This is a genomic window from Streptomyces caelestis (genome assembly GCF_001279005.1).
GTDB lineage: Bacteria > Actinomycetota > Actinomycetes > Streptomycetales > Streptomycetaceae > Streptomyces > Streptomyces heliomycini.
Window position 1 is genome coordinate 1 of sequence record NZ_LGCN01000204.1, and the last position, 19,554, is coordinate 19,554.

At 71.8% G+C, this 19,554-nt stretch carries 16 protein-coding genes and 1 pseudogene; 11 read left to right on the top strand and 6 right to left on the bottom strand.

The genetic code is table 11. From position 1 onward, the window contains the following. Nucleotides 1–122: 122 nt before the first annotated feature. From ADK41_RS21840 to ADK41_RS21860, 5 genes and pseudogenes are all read left to right on the top strand, one after another. Nucleotides 123–1,246: pseudogene (locus ADK41_RS21840) on the top strand (LCP family protein); the annotation flags it as partial. A 245-nt stretch (nucleotides 1,247–1,491) separates the two neighbouring features. Further along, nucleotides 1,492–3,264, top strand: coding sequence for an LCP family protein (locus ADK41_RS21845; RefSeq protein WP_030821604.1), 1,773 nt, complete (start codon nucleotides 1,492–1,494; stop codon nucleotides 3,262–3,264). Between the two features lie 74 nt (nucleotides 3,265–3,338). Beyond that, entirely contained in the window at nucleotides 3,339–4,961 is a 1,623-nt protein-coding gene (locus tag ADK41_RS21850) for an LCP family protein (protein WP_234318624.1), read from the top strand. 152 nt (nucleotides 4,962–5,113) lie between these two features. Beyond that, nucleotides 5,114–6,688, top strand: a complete 1,575-nt coding sequence (locus ADK41_RS21855) for an LCP family protein (RefSeq protein WP_030821608.1) — start codon at nucleotides 5,114–5,116, stop codon at nucleotides 6,686–6,688. Between the two features lie 366 nt (nucleotides 6,689–7,054). After that, nucleotides 7,055–7,282 carry a hypothetical protein gene (locus ADK41_RS21860; protein WP_030821610.1) on the top strand — a complete coding sequence of 76 codons (228 nt, stop codon included), beginning with the start codon at nucleotides 7,055–7,057 and terminating at the stop codon, nucleotides 7,280–7,282. A gap of 88 nt (nucleotides 7,283–7,370) precedes the next feature. On the opposite strand, the gene ADK41_RS21865 is transcribed toward ADK41_RS21860, so the two are convergent. Beyond that, nucleotides 7,371–8,408 (bottom strand): glycosyltransferase family 2 protein, encoded by a 1,038-nt coding sequence (locus tag ADK41_RS21865; RefSeq protein ID WP_030821612.1) that lies wholly within the window; start codon nucleotides 8,406–8,408, stop codon nucleotides 7,371–7,373. Between the two features lie 231 nt (nucleotides 8,409–8,639). On the opposite strand from ADK41_RS21865, the gene ADK41_RS21870 reads away from it, so the two are divergent. Continuing rightward, on the top strand, nucleotides 8,640–10,001 hold the full coding sequence (locus tag ADK41_RS21870; RefSeq protein WP_030821614.1) for an LCP family protein: 1,362 nt from the start codon (nucleotides 8,640–8,642) through the stop codon (nucleotides 9,999–10,001). A gap of 6 nt (nucleotides 10,002–10,007) precedes the next feature. Here the strand turns inward: ADK41_RS21870 and ADK41_RS21875 are convergent, their stop codons facing one another. Further along, on the bottom strand, nucleotides 10,008–10,565 hold the full coding sequence (locus tag ADK41_RS21875) for an acyl-CoA thioesterase (RefSeq protein WP_030821618.1): 558 nt from the start codon (nucleotides 10,563–10,565) through the stop codon (nucleotides 10,008–10,010). Nucleotides 10,566–10,684: 119 nt separating this feature from the next. On the opposite strand from ADK41_RS21875, the gene ADK41_RS21880 reads away from it, so the two are divergent. Next, nucleotides 10,685–11,944 carry an LCP family protein gene (locus tag ADK41_RS21880; protein WP_199821908.1) on the top strand — a complete coding sequence of 420 codons (1,260 nt, stop codon included), beginning with the start codon at nucleotides 10,685–10,687 and terminating at the stop codon, nucleotides 11,942–11,944. 48 nt (nucleotides 11,945–11,992) lie between these two features. On the opposite strand, the gene ADK41_RS21885 is transcribed toward ADK41_RS21880, so the two are convergent. Continuing rightward, the gene (locus tag ADK41_RS21885) at nucleotides 11,993–12,358 is read right to left on the bottom strand and encodes a four-helix bundle copper-binding protein (protein ID WP_030821623.1); all 366 of its coding nucleotides are present in this window, start codon (nucleotides 12,356–12,358) and stop codon (nucleotides 11,993–11,995) included. A 237-nt stretch (nucleotides 12,359–12,595) separates the two neighbouring features. Here ADK41_RS21885 and ADK41_RS21890 point away from each other — a divergent pair, with 237 nt between their 5' ends. Further along, nucleotides 12,596–13,759 (top strand): phospholipase D-like domain-containing protein, encoded by a 1,164-nt coding sequence (locus ADK41_RS21890; protein ID WP_030821625.1) that lies wholly within the window; start codon nucleotides 12,596–12,598, stop codon nucleotides 13,757–13,759. Nucleotides 13,760–13,832: 73 nt separating this feature from the next. On the opposite strand, the gene ADK41_RS21895 is transcribed toward ADK41_RS21890, so the two are convergent. After that, on the bottom strand, nucleotides 13,833–14,990 hold the full coding sequence (locus tag ADK41_RS21895; RefSeq protein ID WP_030821627.1) for an acyl-CoA dehydrogenase: 1,158 nt from the start codon (nucleotides 14,988–14,990) through the stop codon (nucleotides 13,833–13,835). A 181-nt stretch (nucleotides 14,991–15,171) separates the two neighbouring features. Between ADK41_RS21895 and ADK41_RS21900 the strand changes: the two genes are divergently transcribed. Then, entirely contained in the window at nucleotides 15,172–16,515 is a 1,344-nt protein-coding gene (locus ADK41_RS21900) for a UDP-glucose dehydrogenase family protein (protein WP_030821629.1), read from the top strand. Nucleotides 16,516–16,749: 234 nt separating this feature from the next. Here ADK41_RS21900 and ADK41_RS21905 read toward each other — a convergent pair whose 3' ends face one another. Beyond that, nucleotides 16,750–17,256, bottom strand: a complete 507-nt coding sequence (locus tag ADK41_RS21905; RefSeq protein WP_030821631.1) for a CGNR zinc finger domain-containing protein — start codon at nucleotides 17,254–17,256, stop codon at nucleotides 16,750–16,752. A 110-nt stretch (nucleotides 17,257–17,366) separates the two neighbouring features. On the opposite strand from ADK41_RS21905, the gene ADK41_RS21910 reads away from it, so the two are divergent. Both ADK41_RS21910 and ADK41_RS21915 read left to right on the top strand, forming a co-directional pair. Beyond that, nucleotides 17,367–17,726, top strand: a complete 360-nt coding sequence (locus ADK41_RS21910; RefSeq protein WP_030821633.1) for a VOC family protein — start codon at nucleotides 17,367–17,369, stop codon at nucleotides 17,724–17,726. A gap of 25 nt (nucleotides 17,727–17,751) precedes the next feature. Continuing rightward, nucleotides 17,752–18,144: a VOC family protein gene (locus ADK41_RS21915; RefSeq protein ID WP_030821634.1), complete on the top strand. Its 393-nt coding sequence runs from the start codon at nucleotides 17,752–17,754 to the stop codon at nucleotides 18,142–18,144. A gap of 228 nt (nucleotides 18,145–18,372) precedes the next feature. Here the strand turns inward: ADK41_RS21915 and ADK41_RS21920 are convergent, their stop codons facing one another. Beyond that, a complete protein-coding gene (locus ADK41_RS21920) occupies nucleotides 18,373–19,551 on the bottom strand; it encodes a dipeptidase (RefSeq protein ID WP_030821636.1) in 1,179 nt (392 codons plus the stop codon). Nucleotides 19,552–19,554: the final 3 nt, after the last annotated feature.

The window sequence follows — 19,554 nt, forward strand, 5'->3', positions numbered from 1 at the left end:
CCGTCCGCCCCGCTCCCTCCCCCGTCCGGCGCACCACCACCCGCCCCGGACCGCCGTCCCGGGGCATCCTCGTACGCGACGGCACCACCGCACGCCGTACGCAGTGAGGGGTGGACCCGGTCATGAGCGACACCGCAGGCGCGTCCTCCGCGCGGCCGGAGGGCGGCCGTGCCCTCGGTCCGGGGACGGGGTCCTCGGCGAGCGGGCGGGCCCGGCGCCGGCGCCGGGCGGTGTACCGGAAGCCGGAGGGGAACATCACCCCGGACGAGGCGGCGGCGGCCGAACTCGAGCGGTTCGGGGAGGAACGGCCCACGGCGCTCGTCGAGGACGCCCGGAACATCCTGCCGATCGGCTCGGACTCGCGCTCCGGGGAGGGGAACGCCCGCTACGGACGGGACGCGGGGGCGGAGCGTTCGGACACCGTGATCCTGCTGCGCCTGTCGGCGGGCCGGCGCGGCGCCACCGCGGTGTCCGTCCCCCGGGACCTGACGGTGGACGTGCCCGGCTGCCGCCGCCCCGACGGATCGCGTTCCGAACCGGTGTTCGCGATGTTCGACTCGGCTTTCGTGGTGGGCCGTTCGTCCTGCGCCATCCGAACGGTGGAGAAACCGACGGACATCCGCGTCGACCACCACGTCGTCGTCGACTTCGCCGGTTTCAAGGACGTGATCGACGCGGTGGGCGGGGTCGGGGTGTGCCCGCGCGAGCCCGACGAGGACGCCGGACCGGGACTGCCGGCGGGCCGGGGGACGCCGAACGGGGAGCAGGCGCTCGGTCACGTCCGCGCCCGCAAGGCCCTCGGCGACGGCAGCGACACCGGCCGGATGGAGCGGCGGCAGCGCTTCCTCGGCGCGCTCGCCCACACGAGGGGCGGCAACGACGTGCTGCTGAATCCGGTGAGACCGTACCCCGTCCTGGACGCGGCCGCCTCGTCGCTCACCACCGATCCGGGACTGGCCGGTCCGCGAAGTCCGTACGGCCTTGTGCGCGGACTGCGGGACATCCCCACGGAGGGCGTGCAATTCCTGACCGTTCCCGGGAGCCGTACGTCGGGAACGTGAATCGGGACCGATCCGCACGGCCCGCCGCGGAGGAACTGTTCGAACGGCCGCGCAGGAGCGCACCCGTGATTGTCGCCACGGAAGGTGACCGGAAGGCCACGGGAAAGGGATCCGGGAAGGCGTCCGGCAACTCCTCCCCGGCACCGACGTTCCCGGGGAACACGGCCGTCGAGGACACCTGTGCGCAAAGCCTGCTCCAAGCCAACTCCAAGGCATCGCACCTTTGTCCGAGGAAATGGGTGGATTGCCCACTTGTGAGGAAGTGGAATTCGTCACCGCCGTCGCTTCCACTCGATCAGGACCGTTAGTGTGAGCGCTCCGGTGCGTCCGTTCCTTCAGGCCTGTCCTGAGAATCCCGCACTGTGTGACAGACCCGAGCGCCTTGGGAGGGGAAAGGCGCCGCGTGGGCCCGACGGAGGATTCAAGCGACGTGGACGCGCAAGGCCGTGGGCGGGCGGAGAACATCGATCCCGCAGACCAGTGGGTGCTCAACCCGGACACTGGCGAATACGAGCTGCGACTGGGCCCTTCCGCACCGCAATCGGCGGTCCCCGGGCCACGCGGTCCACGCCCCCGGGGCGCGGGGCGCGGCCGGCCGGCGCCGTCGGGCCGCGCGCCCGAACGCGAGCGGAAGGCGCCGGACCGGAAGACGCCGGACCGGGAGACCCCGGACCGTGAGGTGCCGTCGCAGCGCAGGCGCCGGGGCGCGCCGGAGGAGCCGCCCCCGGGGCGGCGCGGGCGCCGGCCGGCGAAGAAGTCGAAGACGAAGAAGGCCCTGCTGTGGACCGGCGGCACGATGGCGTTCGTGGTGCTCGCGGCCGGTACGGCCGGGTACTTCTATCTGGAGCACCTGAACGACAACATCCAGTCCGTCTCCGACGACGGCGCCAGCACGGGCGGCTTCAGCAAGGACAAGGCGATCAACATCCTGCTGATCGGCACCGACAAGCGCACCGGCTCGGGCAACGACGGATACGGGGACGCGGGCAGCGAGGGGCACGCCGACACCACGCTCCTGCTGCACGTCTCCAAGGACCGCTCCAACGCGACCGCGTTGAGCATTCCGCGTGACCTGATAGTCGACGTCCCCGACTGCCCGACGGAGCAGGAGGACGGCAGCGAGAAGATCATCCCGGGCTCCGTCGGCGTCCGCTTCAACACCAGCCTCGGCCAGGGCGGCCGTACGCCCAGCTGCACCATGCGGACGGTGACGGAGCTGACCGGCATCACGCCGGACAACTTCATGGTGGCCGACTTCAACGCGGTGAAGACGCTGACGTCGGCCGTCGGCGGCGTCGAGGTGTGTCTGGCCAAGGACATCGACGACCCGGACTCGCATCTGAAGCTGCCCAAGGGCACGCACACCATCGAGGGTGAGGACGCGCTGGCGTTCGTCCGTACCCGGCACTCGGTCGGCCTCGGCGGCGACCTGAGCCGGATCGAGCTGCAGCAGCAGTTCCTGAGCTCGCTGATGCGGAAGCTGAAGTCGAACGACACGCTCACCAGCCCGACGAAGATGATCAAGCTGGCGGAGGCGGGCACCGAGGCGCTCACCGTCGACTCCCAGCTGGACAGCATCAACAAGCTCAAGGACCTCGGTCTGGAGCTGGGCAAGCTCAACGTCAAGAACCTGACCTTCGCGACCGTGCCGGTGAAGGACAATCCGGCCGAGAGGGTCAAGGCGACGGTCGTCCTGAAGGAGGGGTCCGCCCAGCAGGTCTTCGACATGATCAAGAACGACGTCTCCTTCACCGAGGTCAAGCAGCAGAAGAAGAAGGAGAAGGCCGCCGTCGCCGCCCGGCTGAAGGGCGAGAAGGCGCCGGCCTCCGAGGTCCGGGTGCAGATCATGAACGGCGGCGCCGAAGCCGGCAGCGCCCAGGAGACCCTCAGCTGGCTGCAGGTCGAACAGGGTGTCGCCAAGTCGGAGAACGCCGGCAACGCGCCCGAGGAACTGAGCAGGACGACGCTGGAATACGCCCCTGATCAGGCCGCCCAGGCACGCCGTCTGGCCGACATCCTGGGTCTGTCGGGGTCGGCGATGAAGCCCGGTGAGAGCGTCACCAACTCCCAGGGCGTGCCCGCGATGACGCTGACCCTCGGCAAGGACTTCAAGGGTGCGGGCGTCAAACTCAACGCGGCCGCGGCGGACGTGCCCGATGACGCTCAGAAGTCCACGGCGGACAAGGTCGAGTGCGCCAAGTGACCTGAGGGGCCTGTTCCGCGTCCTCCAGGGCGCGGGGCAGGCCCGTTGCGTGGCGTGAGGGGACGACGGTGACGGTGACGCGGAGCGGTGTGCAGGAAGAGCCGGGACCTGGCCTGCCGGACGGCGGCCCGCAGGCCCCGGACGGCGCCAACGGCCCACCGGAAGGCGGACGACGGCCGTCCGCCGGGCGGGGCCGGCGCGCGCTGCGCTGGTCGGCGACGACCCTGGCCGTGCTGATACTCGGGACGGCCGGCGCCGGTTACCTGTACTACGAGCACCTGAACGGCAACATCGAGAAGGGTGAGCGCAGCAGCGGTGACTCCGAGGCGCACAAGGCCGAGCCGAACGCGGCCGGGCAGACGCCGCTGAACATCCTGCTGATCGGCTCCGACAGCCGCGCCTCCGACGAGAACGTGAAGCTCGGCGGCGGCCGGGACACCCGCGGCAACCCGCCGCTGGGCGATGTGCAGATGCTGATCCACCTCGCCGCCGACCGTGAGAGCGCGGCCGTGGTGAGCATCCCGCGCGACACCCGGGTGGACATCCCCCGGTGCGAGGACCCGGAGACCGGTGACACCTACCCGGCGACCAACGACATCATCAACACCTCGCTGGGCCGCGGCGGTCCCGGCTGCACGCTGGCCGCCTGGCAGAACCTCACCGGCGTCTACATCGACCACTGGATGACGATCGACTTCGCCGGCGTGGTGAGCATGGCCGACGCCATCGGCGGGGTCGAGGTCTGCGTCAACCAGAACGTATGGGACCGCCCGCTGCCCGGCGTACCCGGCGGCTCGGGCCTGAAGATGCGGGCCGGGTCCGAGAAGGTCGAGGGCGAGCGGGCGCTGCAGTGGCTGCGCACCCGGCATGCCTGGGGCAGTGACCTGCTGCGGGCGCGGGCACAGCACATGTACATGAACTCGATGATCCGCACCCTGCGGGACCAGAACGTCTTCACCGACACGGGCAGGCTGACGGACCTGGCGGAGGCGGCGACGACGTCGCTGACGGTCTCGGAGGAGATCGGCTCGGTGAAGAAGCTGTACGACCTGGGGATGCAGCTGAAGACGGTGCCGCCGGACCGCATCACGATGACGACGCTGCCCACGGTCGAGGACCCGCAGAACCGCAACCACCTGCTCCCGGCCGGCGCCGGCGCCGAACAGGTGTGGGCCATGCTCCGCGACGACGTGGCGTTCGATGCCAAGGGCGGCGCGAGCGGCAAGAGCGGCAAGGACGGGAGCAAGGCGGCCGCCGCGGCCTCCGGCGACCCGGCCGCACCCGCCGGGGAGATCGCCGTCCAGGTGCGGAACGCCACCCGGTCCGCGACCCTCGGCCCGGTAGGCGGCAGGGCGGCCGCGGTCGCCGGGACGCTGGTGTCGAAGGGCTTCACCCGGGCCGCGCCGGACACGTCCGCCGCCCTCGCCGAGGAGCGGACCGAAGTGCGCTATCCGGGCGCCGCGTCGCGCGGGGACGCCCAGCGGGTCGCCGAGTCGCTCGGGATCCCGGTGAGTTCGGTCAAGCAGTCCACCGGTGTCTCCGGTGTCACGGTGGTGGTCGGCGCCGACTGGCGCGAGGGCACGGCCTATCCGGAGCAGCCGGCGCCCGAGGCCGGGGACCTGCCGGAGGACGCCGACGCCCTCAACGGCTCGGAGACGGGCACGTGCATGGACGTGTACGAGCCCTACCGCTGGTAGCGAGCGCGGGGCGCCTTTCCCGGCCGGCCGAAACTTGTTGAAGTCGTTGGGATTCCGGGGGCAACTGAAGGGCCCGTCGTGCGTCTAACAGGAGGCAGGACGGCCCTGCTTGACGAGGCGAGAGGTTGCCAGGAGTGGGGAGAACGGGGGTGGTGACGCAGAACGCCGCGCCGGAGACGCTCGGTGACGGCGAGCCGGAGGAGGGCCCGGACGAGAAACCCTCCGACGGCGCCGACGCCCCCCGCCCGCGCCGGGTGCGCCGGCTGCTCACCTGGTCCGCGGCGACCCTCGCACTGCTCATGGTCGTCGGGGCAGGGGCGGGTTACCTCTACTACCGGCAGCTGAACGACAACATCAAGAAGGACCCCCTCAACCTGGGGGACAGCAAGGTCGCCGAGCCGACGCCGAACGCGGCCGGGCAGACCCCGCTGAACATCCTGCTCATCGGCAGCGACGCCCGGGACTCCGAGGAGAACCAGCAACTCGGCGGCGCCCGCGAGACCTTCGGCTCCACCCCGCTCGCCGACGTACAGATGCTGGTGCACCTGTCCGCCGACCGGTCCAACATGTCCGTGGTCAGCATGCCGCGCGACACCCTGCTCGAGATCCCCAAGTGCACCGACCCCGAGGACGGCACGGTGTACCCGGCGAGCGACGGGCGCACGATGACCAACCAGAGCCTCGGGCACGGCGGTCCCGGCTGCACCGTGGCCACCTGGCAGGAGCTCACCGGCATCCACATCGACCACTTCGTCATGGTCGACTTCGCCGGCGTGGTGTCCATGGCGGACGCGGTCGGCGGTGTCCCGGTGTGCGTCGACGCGAACATCCACTCCCGCGACAGCCAGGGCCACGGCTCCGGTCTGAAACTGGAGGAGGGCACCAACTACGTCAAGGGCGAGCAGGCCCTGCAGTGGCTGCGCACCCGCTACGGCTTCGAGGACGGCAGTGACCTCGCCCGTGCCAAGGCACAGCACATGTACATGAACTCGCTGGTCCGGCAACTGCGGGAGAACGCCACCCTGAGCAGCCCCAACAAGCTGCGCAGACTGGCCGAGAAGGCCACCGAGGCGCTCACCGTCGACCCCGGGCTCGACACGGTGAAGAAGCTCTACGACCTGAGCACCGAGCTGCGCAAGGTGGCGCCGGAGCGCGTCACCATGACCACGATGCCCAACCGGTACGTGGGCGCCCGGGTGGAGCCGACCGAGGACGCCGAGAAGCTGTTCCGCCTGGTCCGTGAGGACATCGCCCTCGACGGCAAGGACGCGGAGCCGGCGAAGGCCGAGCCGAAGGCGCCGGCGGACCCGGCCGCCGACGACGCCGACATCGCCGTACAGGTCGTCAACGGCACCCGCACCGACACCCTGGCCGCCGCCGCGGGGCGCACCGGCACGGTCCGCGACGCGCTGAAGGAGAAGGGCTTCACCGGGGCGACCGCCGACACCACCAGCGCAGTCAGCGCCGAGCGGACGGTGGTGCGCTATCCGGGCGCCGACCTGGAGGGCGACGCCCGGCGGGTCGCCGAGGCGCTCGGCATCCCGGCGGGTTCGGTGAAACGGTCCACCGACGTGTCCGGCGTCACCCTCGTCGTCGGCGCCGACTGGCGCGAGGGCACGACGTACAAGGCGCCGGTGGAGGACAACACCACCCCCGAGTCGGCGCAGGCGCTCAACGGCGCCGACGACAAGGCGTGCATGCACGTCAGCCCGGGCTTCACCTGGTGAACGCGCGACCGGAGTGAACGTGACGAGCCCCTTCCGGCCGCTGTCGCGCACACCGCGGCCGGGCGGGGGGACGGCGCCGGTCGTCGGGCTCCCGGGCAGGCGGGCGGTTCCGCACCGGTGATGCGCTCATCGGCCATCGACCCCGCCTTTCCGGTTCTCTCCCCGTACGGGAAATCCCGGCCCGGCTCCGCCGCGTAGTGATCCTGGACGGCTCCGGGCCGAGGTCCTCCGGCAGGGTCTCGCAAGGGCCCACCAGTGATCGGACCCGCGCCGGTGCGACCGCGGGGCCATGGCATCCCTGCCGGCCGCCCCGGGCGACAGCCGGCCTTCCAGCCCGTCGCCTTCGCCATCACCGGAACGGTCCTCATGACCGGCACCGCGGCGGCCGCCTCGTACCACAGCGCCCGTGGTTCAGGTTGCAAAGTGATCGACTCGATGGATGCGGGTGAGGGCGACACGTTCCTGACCTGCAACAGCTCCACCGGATACGACTGCGTCGTGACCGTGGGGGGCGCCCCGGGTGCCCGCATCGACCGGGGCGGCCGCGCCGAGTCCACCTGCACGCGCATCAACCACACCGTCCACTGCGGCTGACGGCGCCCGCCCGACAGCTCAGGCAGCCCCGCCCGTCGCAGCGCCAGGGTTCCGTCCCCTTCCGGCCGGGGCGCCCGGCGCGACGACGTCAGGCGGCCGGCGCGTCCGCGGGGACGGCGGGCCGGCGCGAGGCGATGACCTTCTTCGCCAGGGCGCGCGGGCTGGTCAGGAAGCCCCAGCCCCACGACATGTGCATGGTGGCCAGCGCCACCGGGATCTGCAGCCGCGCCTTGGGCGGCAGCCCCTTGCCCGCGGGGACGGACCCCAGCACGATCGCCGCGAGGTAACCGCCGGGCACCACGAAGCCCCACGGGGTGAGCACCGCGCCCACCACGATCCCGGCCGCGATCGCGCACACCGCGGTCGGCGGGGCCAGGTAGCGCAGGTTGATGGAACCGGAGTGGTAGCGGGCCACGACGTGCCGCCAGCGGCCGTAGTCCTTGTACTGCTTGGCCAGCGCCCGCACGCTCGGCCGGGGCCGGTACGACACCTTCAGCTCCGGCGAGAACCAGATCAGCCCGCCGGCCTCACGTATGCGGAAGTTCAGCTCCCAGTCCTGGGCGCGGATGAACTCCACGTTGTAACCGCCCTGCCGCTCCAGCGCCTCGCGCCGGAACACCCCCAGGTACACCGTCTCGGCGGGAGCGGCCTCGCCGCCGGTGTGGAAGGCGGCGTTGCCCACGCCTATCTTCGACGTCATCGCGGCCGCGACGGCGTGCTCCCAGTCGTTCTCCCCCTCGGCGTGCATGATGCCGCCGACGTTCTGCGCGCCGGTCTCCTCCAGGAGCCGCACGGCGGTCGCGATGTAGTTCGGGGAGAGCATCCCGTGCCCGTCGACGCGGACCACGATCGGATGGCGCGAGGCCTGGATCGCCGCGTTGAGGGCGGCCGGGGTGCGGCCGGTCGGATTGGGCACGGTGTGCACCCGCGGGTCCTCGGCCACGAGCTCGGCGGCGATCTCGTCCGTGCGGTCCGTGGACGGACCGAGGGCGATCACGACCTCCATCTCGCCGGCGTACTCCTGGGCGAGGATCGCGCGGACGGCGCCGCGCAGGTGCCGCTCCTCGTTGAGGACGGGCATGATCACGGAAACGGCGGGGAGCCGCACGTCGGGATTGGCGTTCATAGAGGGCTCACGTTACCGCGAACGGGGGACACCGACGCGCGCGCCGGGGGCGATGCGCCGGACCGCAGATCGTATCGGCCTACCGTGCTCACGATCCCACGCACGGCCGTCGTCCGGAGGTGTCCCCCCTTGCCCACGCCGCCGCGGTCCCCCCGGCCCCGCACCGCACCGCAGCGTCCTCCGCGGCCGCCCGCGCCGCGCGGGAAGCCGCGCGGGAAGCCGCGCTGGGTCGTGCGCACCGTCACCACGCTCTCGGTCGTGGTGCTCGCGGCCGCGGGGATCGGGCACGCGGTGATGAGCGGCCTCGACGAGGACATCGCCCGGGTCGACCCGTTCCGCGACATGAAGAACCGTCCCGAGGCCGGTCACGGCATGAACATCCTGCTCGTCGGCACCGACGGCCGGGAGCGGATCGGCGCGAGGGAGCGGGAGAGGTACCGGCTCGGCGGGGCGCCCTGCCACTGCACCGACACGGTCATGATCGTGCACATCTCGGCGGACCGCGACCGCGCCTCCGTGATCAGCCTGCCCCGCGACTCGTACGCCGTGACGCCCCCGCACACCGACCGCGTGAGCGGCGAACGGCACGAGGGGCACCCGCTCAAGCTGAACGCGGCGTACGCGGAGGGCGGGCCGCGGCTGACCGTGCGCACGGTCGAAAAAATGACCCGGGTGAAGATCGACCACTACCTGGAGGTCGACTTCACCAGCTTCATGAGGACCGTGGACGTGGTCGGCGGCGTCGAGATCTGCACCGGCAGGCCGCTGAAGGACGGCCGCACCGGCCTCGACCTGCCCGCCGGCCGGCACACCCTGAAAGGCGGCCAGGCCCTGCAGTACGTCCGTTCCCGGCACGTCGACGGCGCCTCCGACCTCAGCCGGATGAGGCGTCAGCAGCACTTCATGGCGGCCCTGGTGGACCGGGTCACCTCCTCCGGCGTCCTGCTGAACCCGATGAGGTTCCGGGACGTGACCCGGGCGGTGCTCGGCTCGGTCCGCGCCGACGAGGGCTTCGGCACCGACGAGCTCCTCGACCTCGGCCGGGCGATGCGGAACTTCTCGCCCTCCTCCTCCGAGTTCGCCACCGTGCCGATCGCCGACATGAAGTACGCCGTGAAGGGCGTCGGCTCGACGCTGAAGTGGGACGCCGACCAGTCCGAGCGCGTCTTCGACGCGCTGCGCCGGGACGAGCCGCTCTCCGCGCACCGCACCCCCGACGCGGCGCTCCGGGTCCCGGTGGACCCCCGGCGGGTCCGCGTCCAGGTCGAGAACGGCACCCGCACCACGGGCCTCGGCCGGCGGGTGGACGCCGCGCTGGCGGCGACCGGCTTCGACACCACCCGCGCCCCGGTCAACGCGGCGGACCAGGGCGTGCGGCGGACGGTCGTCGCCTACGACCCCCGCTGGGACCGCTCCGCGAAGTCCCTCGCGGCGGCCCTTCCCGGCAGCGAGCTGCGCGCGGTGAAGGGCCAGGGCGCCGTGCTGAGGGTGATCGCGGGCGCCGACTTCGAGAAGGTCCGCAAGGTGCGGGCGCAGGACCCGGAGCGGGGCGAGTTCGGGGTGGTGCGGGGCGACGAGGTGGGCTGCTCCTGACCTCCGTCAGTCCTCGAACCCTTCGGCGGCCCGCTTCTCCCGCAGTTCCACGATCGCCCGGCGGCGGGCCAGGCGGTGGGCCCGGCGGATCTGGGCCTCCTGGTAGCGGCGCCTGTCCCGCTCGGTCTCCGGCGTCACCGGCGGCACCCGGCGCGGCTTGCCGTCGGCGTCGACGGCCGCGAAGACGAGGTACGCCGAACCGACCTGGGTGGGCGGCGCGGACTCGTTCCAGCGCTCGGCCAGCACCCGCACCCCGACCTCCATCGAGGTCCGCCCGGTCCAGTTGACCTGGGCCTTCACATGCACCAGATCGCCGACGCGGACCGGCTCCAGAAAGGCCATCTCGTCCATGGAGGCGGTGACGGCAGGCCCTCCGGAGTGCCGTCCGGCGACGGCGCCCGCGGCGTCGTCGACCAGCTTCATGATCACCCCGCCGTGCACCGTGCCCAGCAGGTTGGTGTCGTTGTGGGTCATGATGTGGCTGAGGGTCGTACGGGACGCCGAAGTGGGCTTGCCCGGGATGTCCGGACTCTCCGTGGCTGCGGCGGGGGCCTGATCTGTCATGGCCTCCACCTTATGCCGAGGTCGCACTCGCGGAATTTGTGTCGGATTCGCAACAGCGGTGACCTGATTTTCCGACGACCCTTGCACGGCGCACAGCCGGGACCTGCACACTGTCTCCCATGACTGATTGGCCCGAGGCACGGTCCGACGACAACCGCGGCGGACGCTACGGACGCGGCAGCGCGAGCGCACGGCCCGAAGGCGCCCGCGTCATGCGGCAGGTCCGCCGCGGCCCGGCGGCCCCTCCCGGGCAGGGCGGGTACGGCGTCCCGCAGCAGCCGTCGTACGTGGACGGCCACGGCAGCGGCGGCGGCTACGACAGCGGCTACAACACCGGCCAGGTGTACGGCGCCCCCGGCGGCGGACCGGGCGGGGACGGCCATGGCCCGCAGCGCCCCGCGCCGGACTGGCGCCGCCGCGTCAAGTGGACGGCGATCACCGTGGCGACGGTGCTGGTCGTGACGACCGTCGGCACCTACTTCTGGGCCGACTCCAAGCTCAACCGCGAAGTCGACCTGTCGAAGGTGATCGAGCGGCCCGAGAAGGGCGAGGGCACCAACTACCTCATCGTCGGCTCCGACAGCCGCGAGGGGATGTCCGACGAGGACAAGAAGAAGCTGCACACCGGGTCCGCCGAGGGCAAGCGCACGGACTCGATGATGATCCTGCACACCGGCGACAACGGTTCCACCCTGATCTCGCTGCCCCGGGACTCCAACGTCGAGATCCCGTCCTTCGTGGGCTCCGACTCGGGCAAGTCCTACCCGGGAACCGGCCGGCAGGTGAAGCTCAACGCCGCGTACGCCGAGGACGGGCCCGAACTGCTGGTCCGCACGGTCGAGTTCAACACCGGCCTGCACATAGACCACTACGTGGAGATCGGCTTCGGCGGCTTCGCCGGCATCGTGGACGCGGTCGGCGGTGTGGAGATGGACATCCCGCAGGACATCAAGGACACCAAGTCCGGCGCCGACCTCAAGAAGGGCAAGCAGACCCTGAACGGCGAGGAGGCCCTGGCCTTCGTCCGCACCCGCTACGCTCTGGCGGGCTCCGACCTGGACCGTACGAAGAACCAGCAGAAGTTCCTCTCCGCCCTCGCCAACCAGGTGGCCACGCCGGGCACGGTCCTCAACCCCTTCACGTTCTACCCGACCATGGGCGCCGGCCTGGACTCCCTGATCGTCGACGAGGACATGGGCCTGTTCGACCTCGCCGACATGTTCTGGTCGATGAAGGGCGTCAGCGGCGGCGAGGGCACGTCCATGAACATGCCGATCGCGGGCTCCGCCGGCGGCAACCTGCTCTGGGACAAGGCCAAGGTGAAGCAGCTGGTGAACCAGCTGAACAACGACGAGAAGGTCACCGTCAAGGGCGGCTGAACCGGGTGTGGGCGCCCCACGGGGCGCCCACGCCCGTGCCCGGCGGTGTCACATCGTGGCGCCCGCCATGGCACGGCACATCTCGGAGCAGCGGCGACAGGACTCGGCGCAGCGCGTCATCCTCTCGTCGTCCGGCATGGACATGCACGCCTCGGCGCACATGTCGCAGGCCTGCGCGCACATCATGCACATCTCGTTCGCCAGCGGCGAGCGGCGCATCATCATGTCCGCGCACATACGGGTCATCTCCGAGCAGTCCATGAGCGCCCGCATGATCCGCATCCGGTCCTGGCCGCCCCTCTGCAGGCAGGAGCTCATGGTCTCCTCGCACACACCGTGGCAGGCCATGCACGCCTGGACGCAGTCCTGCATCTCCTTGCTCATCGGTTCCATGGTCGGCTGCTGCTGGGTCATGGTTCCTCCCGGGGAACGGCGGGACCGCTTCCGGCCCCGCCCCTTCCGTCCTACGCCCCCGGTCCCATGAGCACCACAGGAGACGGGACGCCCGCCGGCCCGTTCCCCCGCCGGGTGTCGGGCAGGACACACGGGGCGCCCGCGTGGAACCTCCGGCAGCGGCAAAAAGAGGAGAGGCGGCCGGGGCGACACCGGCCGCGCCACGGGGCGGGACGAGCGACCAAGGGGAGAGCACACATGACACCGCAGGAGGAGCGACAGCGGCTGCGCAGACGGCTGGAACGGCTCATCGGCATCGCCGCGACCGAGGGCAACGAGCTCGTGCCGCTGCGCAACGGCGACCAGATCTTCCCCGCGATGCTGGAGGCCGTCCGCGCCGCGGAACACACCGTCGACATGATGACGTTCGTGTACTGGCGCGGCGACATAGCGCGGGAGTTCGCCGACGCCCTGGCCGAGCGGGCGCGCTCGGGGGTCCGGGTGCGGCTGCTGCTGGACGGTTTCGGCGCCAAGGAGATCGAGCCGGAGCTGCTGAACGCCATGGACGACGCCGGCGTCCAGGTGGCCTGGTTCCGCAAGCCCACCCGGCTGTCCCCGATGCGGCAGAACCACCGCTGCCACCGCAAGGTCCTGGTGACCGACGAGCACACCGCCTTCACCGGGGGCGTCGGCATCGCCGAGGAGTGGTGCGGTGACGCCCGCGGCCCGGGCGAGTGGCGCGACACCCACGTGCGGGTCAGGGGACCCGCCGTGGACGGCATCGCCGCGGCCTTCGCCCAGAATTGGGCCGAGTGCCACGACGACCTGTACGACGAGCACGACCGCTTCACCTCCCAGGAGCAGCCGGGGAACGCCACGGTGCAGGTGGTGCGGGGCTCGGCCAGCTTCGGCTGGCAGGACATGCAGACACTGCTGCGCGTGATGATCACCTCGGCGCGGGAGCGTTTCCGGCTCTCCACCGCCTACTTCGCGCCCGATCCCTACTTCATCGGCCTGCTGGCCGACGCCGCCCGCCGGGGGGTGCGCGTCGAGATCCTGCTGCCCGGCCCGTACACCGACCAGCGGGCCTGCCTGCTGGCCGGACGGCAGCACTACCAGACCCTCGTCGACGCGGGCGTGGAGGTGCGGGAGTACCAGCCGACCATGCTGCACACGAAGATCATCACCGTGGACGGCGTCTGCTCCCTCATCGGCTCCACCAACTTCAACCGCCGTTCCCTGGAGCACGACGAGGAGGTCATGCTGGCCGTCCTCGACGAGGACTTCACCGCCGCGCTGGACGCCGACTTCGACGCCGACCGCAAGCTGAGCGAGCCCGTCGACCCGGCCCGCTGGCGCCGCCGTCCCCTGACCGCACGCCTCGCCGAGGCCGCGGTCACGCCGATCCGCCGCTTCCTGTGACGGCGCGCGGCGGCCGGGAAGGGGGAAGGGCGCCCGGCCCGCGGACGCCCTTCCCCCGTCGGTCCGCCGGCCCTTACGGCAGGTTGCGGGCCATCACGATCCGCTGGACTTGGTTCGTGCCTTCATAAATCTGCGTGATCTTCGCGTCGCGCATCATGCGCTCGACCGGGTAGTCGCGGGTGTAGCCGTAGCCGCCGAGGAGCTGGACGGCGTCCGTGGTGACCTCCATGGCGACGTCGGAGGCGAAGCACTTCGCCGCGGCGCCCTGGAAGGTCAGGTCGGCGTCGCCGCGCTCGGACTTGGCCGCGGCGGCGTACGTCAGCTGGCGGGCGGCCTCTATCTTCATGGCCATGTCGGCGAGCATGAACTGGACGCCCTGGAAGTCGGCGATCGGCTTGCCGAACTGCTTGCGCTCCTTGACGTAGCCCTTGGCGTAGTCGAGGGCGCCCTGGGCGATGCCGAGGGCCTGCGCGGCGATGGTGATGCGGGTGTGGTCCAGGGTCCTCATCGCCGTGGCGAAGCCGGTGCCCTCCTCGCCGATCATGCGGTCGGCGGGGATGCGGACGTTGTCGAGGTAGACCTCGCGGGTCGGGGAGCCCTTGATGCCGAGCTTCTTCTCCGGGGCGCCGAAGGAGACGCCCTCGTCGGACTTCTCGACGACGAAGGCGGAGATGCCCTTCGAGCGCTTGGCGGGGTCGGTGACGGCCATCACCGTGTAGTACTCGGACTCGCCGGCGTTGGTGATCCAGCGCTTCACGCCGTTGAGGACGTAGGCGTCGCCGTCGCGGACCGCCCTGGTCTTCATGCCGGCCGCGTCGGAGCCCGCGTCGGGCTCGGAGAGGCAGTACGAGAACATCGCGTCGCCCTTGGCGAGCGGGGTCATGTACTTCTTCTTCAGCGCCTCGGAGCCCGAGAGGATGACCGGCAGCGAGCCCAGCTTGTTCACGGCGGGGATGAGGGAGGAGGACGCGCAGACGCGGGCCACCTCCTCGATCACGATGACCGTCGCGAGGGCGTCCGCGCCGGCGCCGCCGTACTCCTCGGGGACGTGGACGGCGTGCAGGTCGTTCGCGACCAGCGCGTCGAGGGCCTCCTGCGGGAAGCGGGCCTCCTCGTCCACCGCGGCGGCGTACGGCGCGATCTTCGCCTCGGCCAGTGAGCGGACGGCGTCGCGGAGCATGTCGTGCTCCTCGGACGGGCGGTACAGGTCGAAGTCAGCCGATCCGGCCAAGGTCTCTCACGCTCCAAAACACTGCGATGCTGATCACGCTAACTACCGTTAAGTAACTCAAATGTTAGGCCTTCACCGGCGTCCGTGGATAGGTGAGCTGGACGACAGGCCGCCGAGGACGTTCCGGGGCCCCCGGTTATGCTCGGGCCCGCACTGCATGCCGCACACCCCTGGAGCACTCATGGCCCTCAAGATCACCGTGATCGGCACCGGTTATCTCGGTGCGACCCACGCGGCGGCCATGGCGGAGCTGGGGTTCGAGGTGCTGGGTCTCGACGTCGTGCCGGAGAAGATCGACACGCTCCGGCGCGGTGAGGTCCCGATGTACGAGCCGGGGCTCGAGGAGCTGCTGCGCAAGCACGTCGCCGGGATCGAGGGGTCCAGCGGGCGGCTGCGGTTCACGATGGACTGGGCCGAGGCGGGCGAGTTCGGCGACGTCCACTTCGTGTGCGTGAACACCCCGCAGCGGCACGGGGAGTACGCGTGCGACATGTCGTACGTCGACTCCGCGATCGCCTCGCTCGCGCCGCACCTGAAGGGTCCCGCGCTGGTCGTGGGCAAGTCGACGGTGCCCGTCGGCTCGGCCGACCGGCTGGCCGCCTACCTGGCCGAGCACGCCCCGGCCGGCCAGGACGCGGAGCTGGCGTGGAACCCGGAGTTCCTGCGCGAGGGGTTCGCCGTGCGCGACACGCTGCACCCGGACCGGGTCGTGGTGGGCGTGCGCAGCGAGCGGGCGGAGAAGGTGCTGCGGGAGGTGTACGCCACGCCGGTCGAGGAGGGAACGCCGTTCGTGGTGACCGACTTCGCGACCGCGGAGCTGGTGAAGACCTCGGCGAACTCCTTCCTGGCCACGAAGATCTCGTTCATCAACGCGATGGCCGAGGTGTGCGAGGCCGCGGACGGTGACGTCGCCAAGCTGGCGGAGGCCATCGGCTACGACGACCGGATCGGCGCGAAGTTCCTGCGGGCCGGGATCGGTTTCGGCGGCGGCTGCCTGCCGAAGGACATCCGGGCGTTCATGGCGCGCGCCGGCGAGCTGGGCGCGGACCAGGCGCTGACGTTCCTGCGGGAGATCGACTCGATCAACATGCGCCAGCGCGGCCGGATGGTGGAGCTGACGAGACAGGCTCTGGGCGGCGGGTCGTTCCTGGGCAAGCGGGTGGCGGTGCTGGGCGCGACCTTCAAGCCGGACTCGGACGACGTCCGGGACTCGCCGGCGCTGAACGTGGCCGGGCAGATCCATCTGCAGGGCGGCCAGGTCACGGTGTACGACCCGAAGGGCATGGGCAACGCCCGCAGTCTCTTCCCGACCCTGGGGTACGCCGACTCGGCGCTGGGGGCGGTGCGCGGCGCGGACGTCGTGCTGCACCTGACGGAGTGGCGGGAGTTCCGCGAGCTGGACCCGGCGGCGCTGGGCGAGGTGGCGTCCCAGCGGCTGATCCTCGACGGGCGCAACGCGCTCGACCCGGAGGAGTGGCGGCGGGCCGGCTGGCGCTACCGCGCGATGGGGCGCCCCACCGCCTAGACGGAAACAGGTGACGCCGGTTCGGCCGAGGCTCAGTCGGCCGAACCGGCGTCCTGCCGCATTCTGCCCCACCGGGCGGGTCCGGCGCGCCCGCGCGCCTTTCGCACGGGCCCGGCCAGCGCCCTGAAGGGGCGCGGGACCGTACCGATGTGCGGCTGCCGCCGCGTGGGCGCGACCGGCCGCGACGGCGCCGCGGACGACCGACGGCACGTCGCCGCTCTCCCGGCGGAGCGCTCACGCGCCCTTCGCCCGGTACCGGCGCATCTTCGCGCGGGCCCCGCACACCTGCATGGAGCACCAGCGGCCGCGGCCGGCGGGGCTGCGGTCGTAGTACGCCCAGAGGCAGTCGGCGGCCTCGCAGGCCTTCAGCCGGTTCCAGGTGCCCGCCGTGACCGCTTCGGCGACGGCGGCGGCCACGCGGGAGAGCAGGGACCCGTCGTCGACGGGGGCGAGGGCGGCGGAGCCGTCCGCGGTGTCGACGGTGACCACCAGGGGCGCCCGGGCGAGCAGTTCGCCGAGCGGGGTGACCGCGTGGTGGGGCGGGTGTCCGGCGTGGGCGAGGAGCGTGGCGCGCAGGGACTCGCGCAGTTCGCGGGCGGGGGCGGCGGTCTCCTCGGTGAGCCCGAAGGGCGCGCGGCCGTCCGCCGTGTCCAGCGCGTCGGCGCCCGACTCGACGTCCAGCGTGTTGACCAGGGCCTGGACCAGGGCCAGCTTCCCGGGCGGGGCCGCTCTCTCGCTCATGTCTGGACCGTACCTCCCGCTTTTCCCCTTGCGACGTTACCCCTCATAGGGCAGCATGCGGTAACGGATACCGGTTGACCGGCTCTGCCGGTAACGATGAGGAGGAAGTCATGCCCGTTGCCAAGGTGGGATCCGTCGTTCTGGACTGTCCGGACCCGCGCGCGCTGGCCGATTTCTACGCCGGGGTGGTGGGCGGCACCGTGGTGGACGAGGGCGAGTGGGTGGACCTCAAGGTGCCCGGCGGCCCGGTCGTCGCCTTCCAGGCGTCCCCCGGGTACGCACCGCCGCGGTGGCCGTCGGCCGACGGCTCGCAGCAGTTCCACCTGGACCTGACGGTCGAGGACCTGGACGCGGCCGAGAAGGAGGTCCTGGCGCTGGGCGCGAGGCCGCTGGACGCGGACGACCGCACGCGGACCTTCCGGGTTTACGCGGATCCGGCCGGGCACCCGTTCTGCCTGTGCGCCGGCTGACCCGCTGATCCCCGGAGGATGATCCATGGCCCCCGTGGCCCGTTTCCGTTCCGTCGTTCTCGACTGCCCCGACCCGCGTGAACTGGCCGTCTTCTACGCGGCCGTCGGGGGCGGCACGCCCGTGGAGGAGGACCCGGACCGGGTGGTGCTGCAGGTCCCCGCGGGACCCCGGCTCGCCTTCCAGCGGGCGCCGGGGCACACCCCGCCGAAGTGGCCGAGCGCCGACCACGACTCCCAGCAGTTCCACCTCGACTTCGACGCCGGCGGGACCTGGGAGGAGGTCGACGCGGCCGAGGAGAAGGTGCTGGCACTGGGGGCGCGGGTGCTGGACCGGGAGGACTCCGAGAGCAAGGGCTTCCGGGTGTACGCCGATCCGGCGGGGCATCCGTTCTGCCTCTGCCGGATCGAACAGCCCTAGCCGTCCGGCCCGGTGGCGCCGGGCCCACAGGGGCGGCGGGGACGGCGGCGGGTCGGGGGCCGGCGTCCGGTTCGCAGACGTGCTCGTACGTCTCCGGCGGGGTGCGGACCGTCCTGGAGACCGGCCGTCACGGGCTCCGTACGTCATGCCCCGGCGGTACGGTCGGCGTCGCGCGGAGCGCCCGCCGGCTTCCCGGTGGCCGGGGGCACGGCCGCCCCCGGCCGCCCTTCAGCCGTCCAGCGACTCGAGCGTGGCGTGGGACGGCGCCCGGGTCTCCTGGAGGCTCCGGGCCACGTCCTCCGCGGCGCCCAGCACCCGTACCGCGTTCTTCCAGGTGAGCTTGGCCAGGTCGGTCCTCGACCAGCCGCGGTCGAGGAGCTCGGCGATCAGGTTCGGGTAGCAGGAGACGTCGCCGAGGCCGTCGGGGGTGAAGGCCGTGCCGTCGTAGTCGCCGCCGATGCCGAGGTGGTCGACGCCGGCGACCTCGCGCATGTGGTCGAGGTGGTCGGCCACGGTGGACACGGTGGCGACCGGGCGCGGGTGGGTCTCCTCGAAGGCGCGGTGGACCTTCATCCCCTCGGCGGTGGTGTCGAGGTGGTGGAAGCCGTGCGCGCGCATGTTCTCGTCGGCCGCGGCGGTCCAGTCGACGGCCGCCTGGAGCACGAACTTCGGCACGAACGTCACCATCGCGACGCCGCCGTTGGCGGGCAGCCGCTCCAGGACGTCGTCCGGGATGTTGCGCGGGTGGTCGCAGACCGCGCGGGCGGAGGAGTGGGAGAAGATCACCGGCGCGGAGGTGGCGTCCAGCGCGTCCCGCATGGTCGTCGCGGCGACGTGGGAGAGGTCGACCAGCATGCCGAGCCGGTTCATCTCCCGCACCACCTCGCGGCCGAAGGCCGACAGTCCGCCCACGCCGGGCTCGTCGGTCGCCGAGTCCGCCCAGGCCACGTTGAAGTTGTGGGTGAGGGTCAGGTAGCGGACGCCGAGGTCGTACAACCCGCGCAGGGTGCCGAGGGAGTTCGCGATGGAGTGGCCGCCCTCCGCCCCCATGAGGGAGGCGATACGGCCCTGGCCGCGCGCGGCCTCCATGTCGGCGGCGGTCAGCGCGGGCGCCAGCTCCCGCGGGTGACGGGCCAGCAGCCGACGTACGCAGTCGATCTGTTCCAGCGTGGCCGGCACCGGGTCGGGCCGGTCCGCGCGGACGTACACCGACCAGAACTGCGCGCCGACCCCGCCCGCGCGCAGCCGGGGTATGTCGGTGTGCAGGTGGGCGGACTGGTCGCCGGCGATGTCGCGGGCGCCGAGGTCGTAGCGGACCTGTTCGCGCAGCGCCCACGGCAGGTCGTTGTGCCCGTCGACGACGGGGAACTCGGCCAGCAGCGCGCGGGCGTCGTCGAGGGACGTCATGGC

Coding starts and splice junctions, on each gene's coding strand:
- ADK41_RS21860 (WP_030821610.1), top strand. CDS start 7,055: ATGACCGGCACCGCGGCGGCCGCCTCGTACCACAGCGCCCGTGGTTCA.
- ADK41_RS21865 (WP_030821612.1), bottom strand. CDS start 8,408: ATGAACGCCAATCCCGACGTGCGGCTCCCCGCCGTTTCCGTGATCATG.
- ADK41_RS21875 (WP_030821618.1), bottom strand. CDS start 10,565: ATGACAGATCAGGCCCCCGCCGCAGCCACGGAGAGTCCGGACATCCCG.
- ADK41_RS21880 (WP_199821908.1), top strand. CDS start 10,685: ATGACTGATTGGCCCGAGGCACGGTCCGACGACAACCGCGGCGGACGC.
- ADK41_RS21885 (WP_030821623.1), bottom strand. CDS start 12,358: ATGACCCAGCAGCAGCCGACCATGGAACCGATGAGCAAGGAGATGCAG.
- ADK41_RS21890 (WP_030821625.1), top strand. CDS start 12,596: ATGACACCGCAGGAGGAGCGACAGCGGCTGCGCAGACGGCTGGAACGG.
- ADK41_RS21900 (WP_030821629.1), top strand. CDS start 15,172: ATGGCCCTCAAGATCACCGTGATCGGCACCGGTTATCTCGGTGCGACC.
- ADK41_RS21905 (WP_030821631.1), bottom strand. CDS start 17,256: ATGAGCGAGAGAGCGGCCCCGCCCGGGAAGCTGGCCCTGGTCCAGGCC.
- ADK41_RS21910 (WP_030821633.1), top strand. CDS start 17,367: ATGCCCGTTGCCAAGGTGGGATCCGTCGTTCTGGACTGTCCGGACCCG.
- ADK41_RS21915 (WP_030821634.1), top strand. CDS start 17,752: ATGGCCCCCGTGGCCCGTTTCCGTTCCGTCGTTCTCGACTGCCCCGAC.
- ADK41_RS21920 (WP_030821636.1), bottom strand. CDS start 19,551: ATGACGTCCCTCGACGACGCCCGCGCGCTGCTGGCCGAGTTCCCCGTC.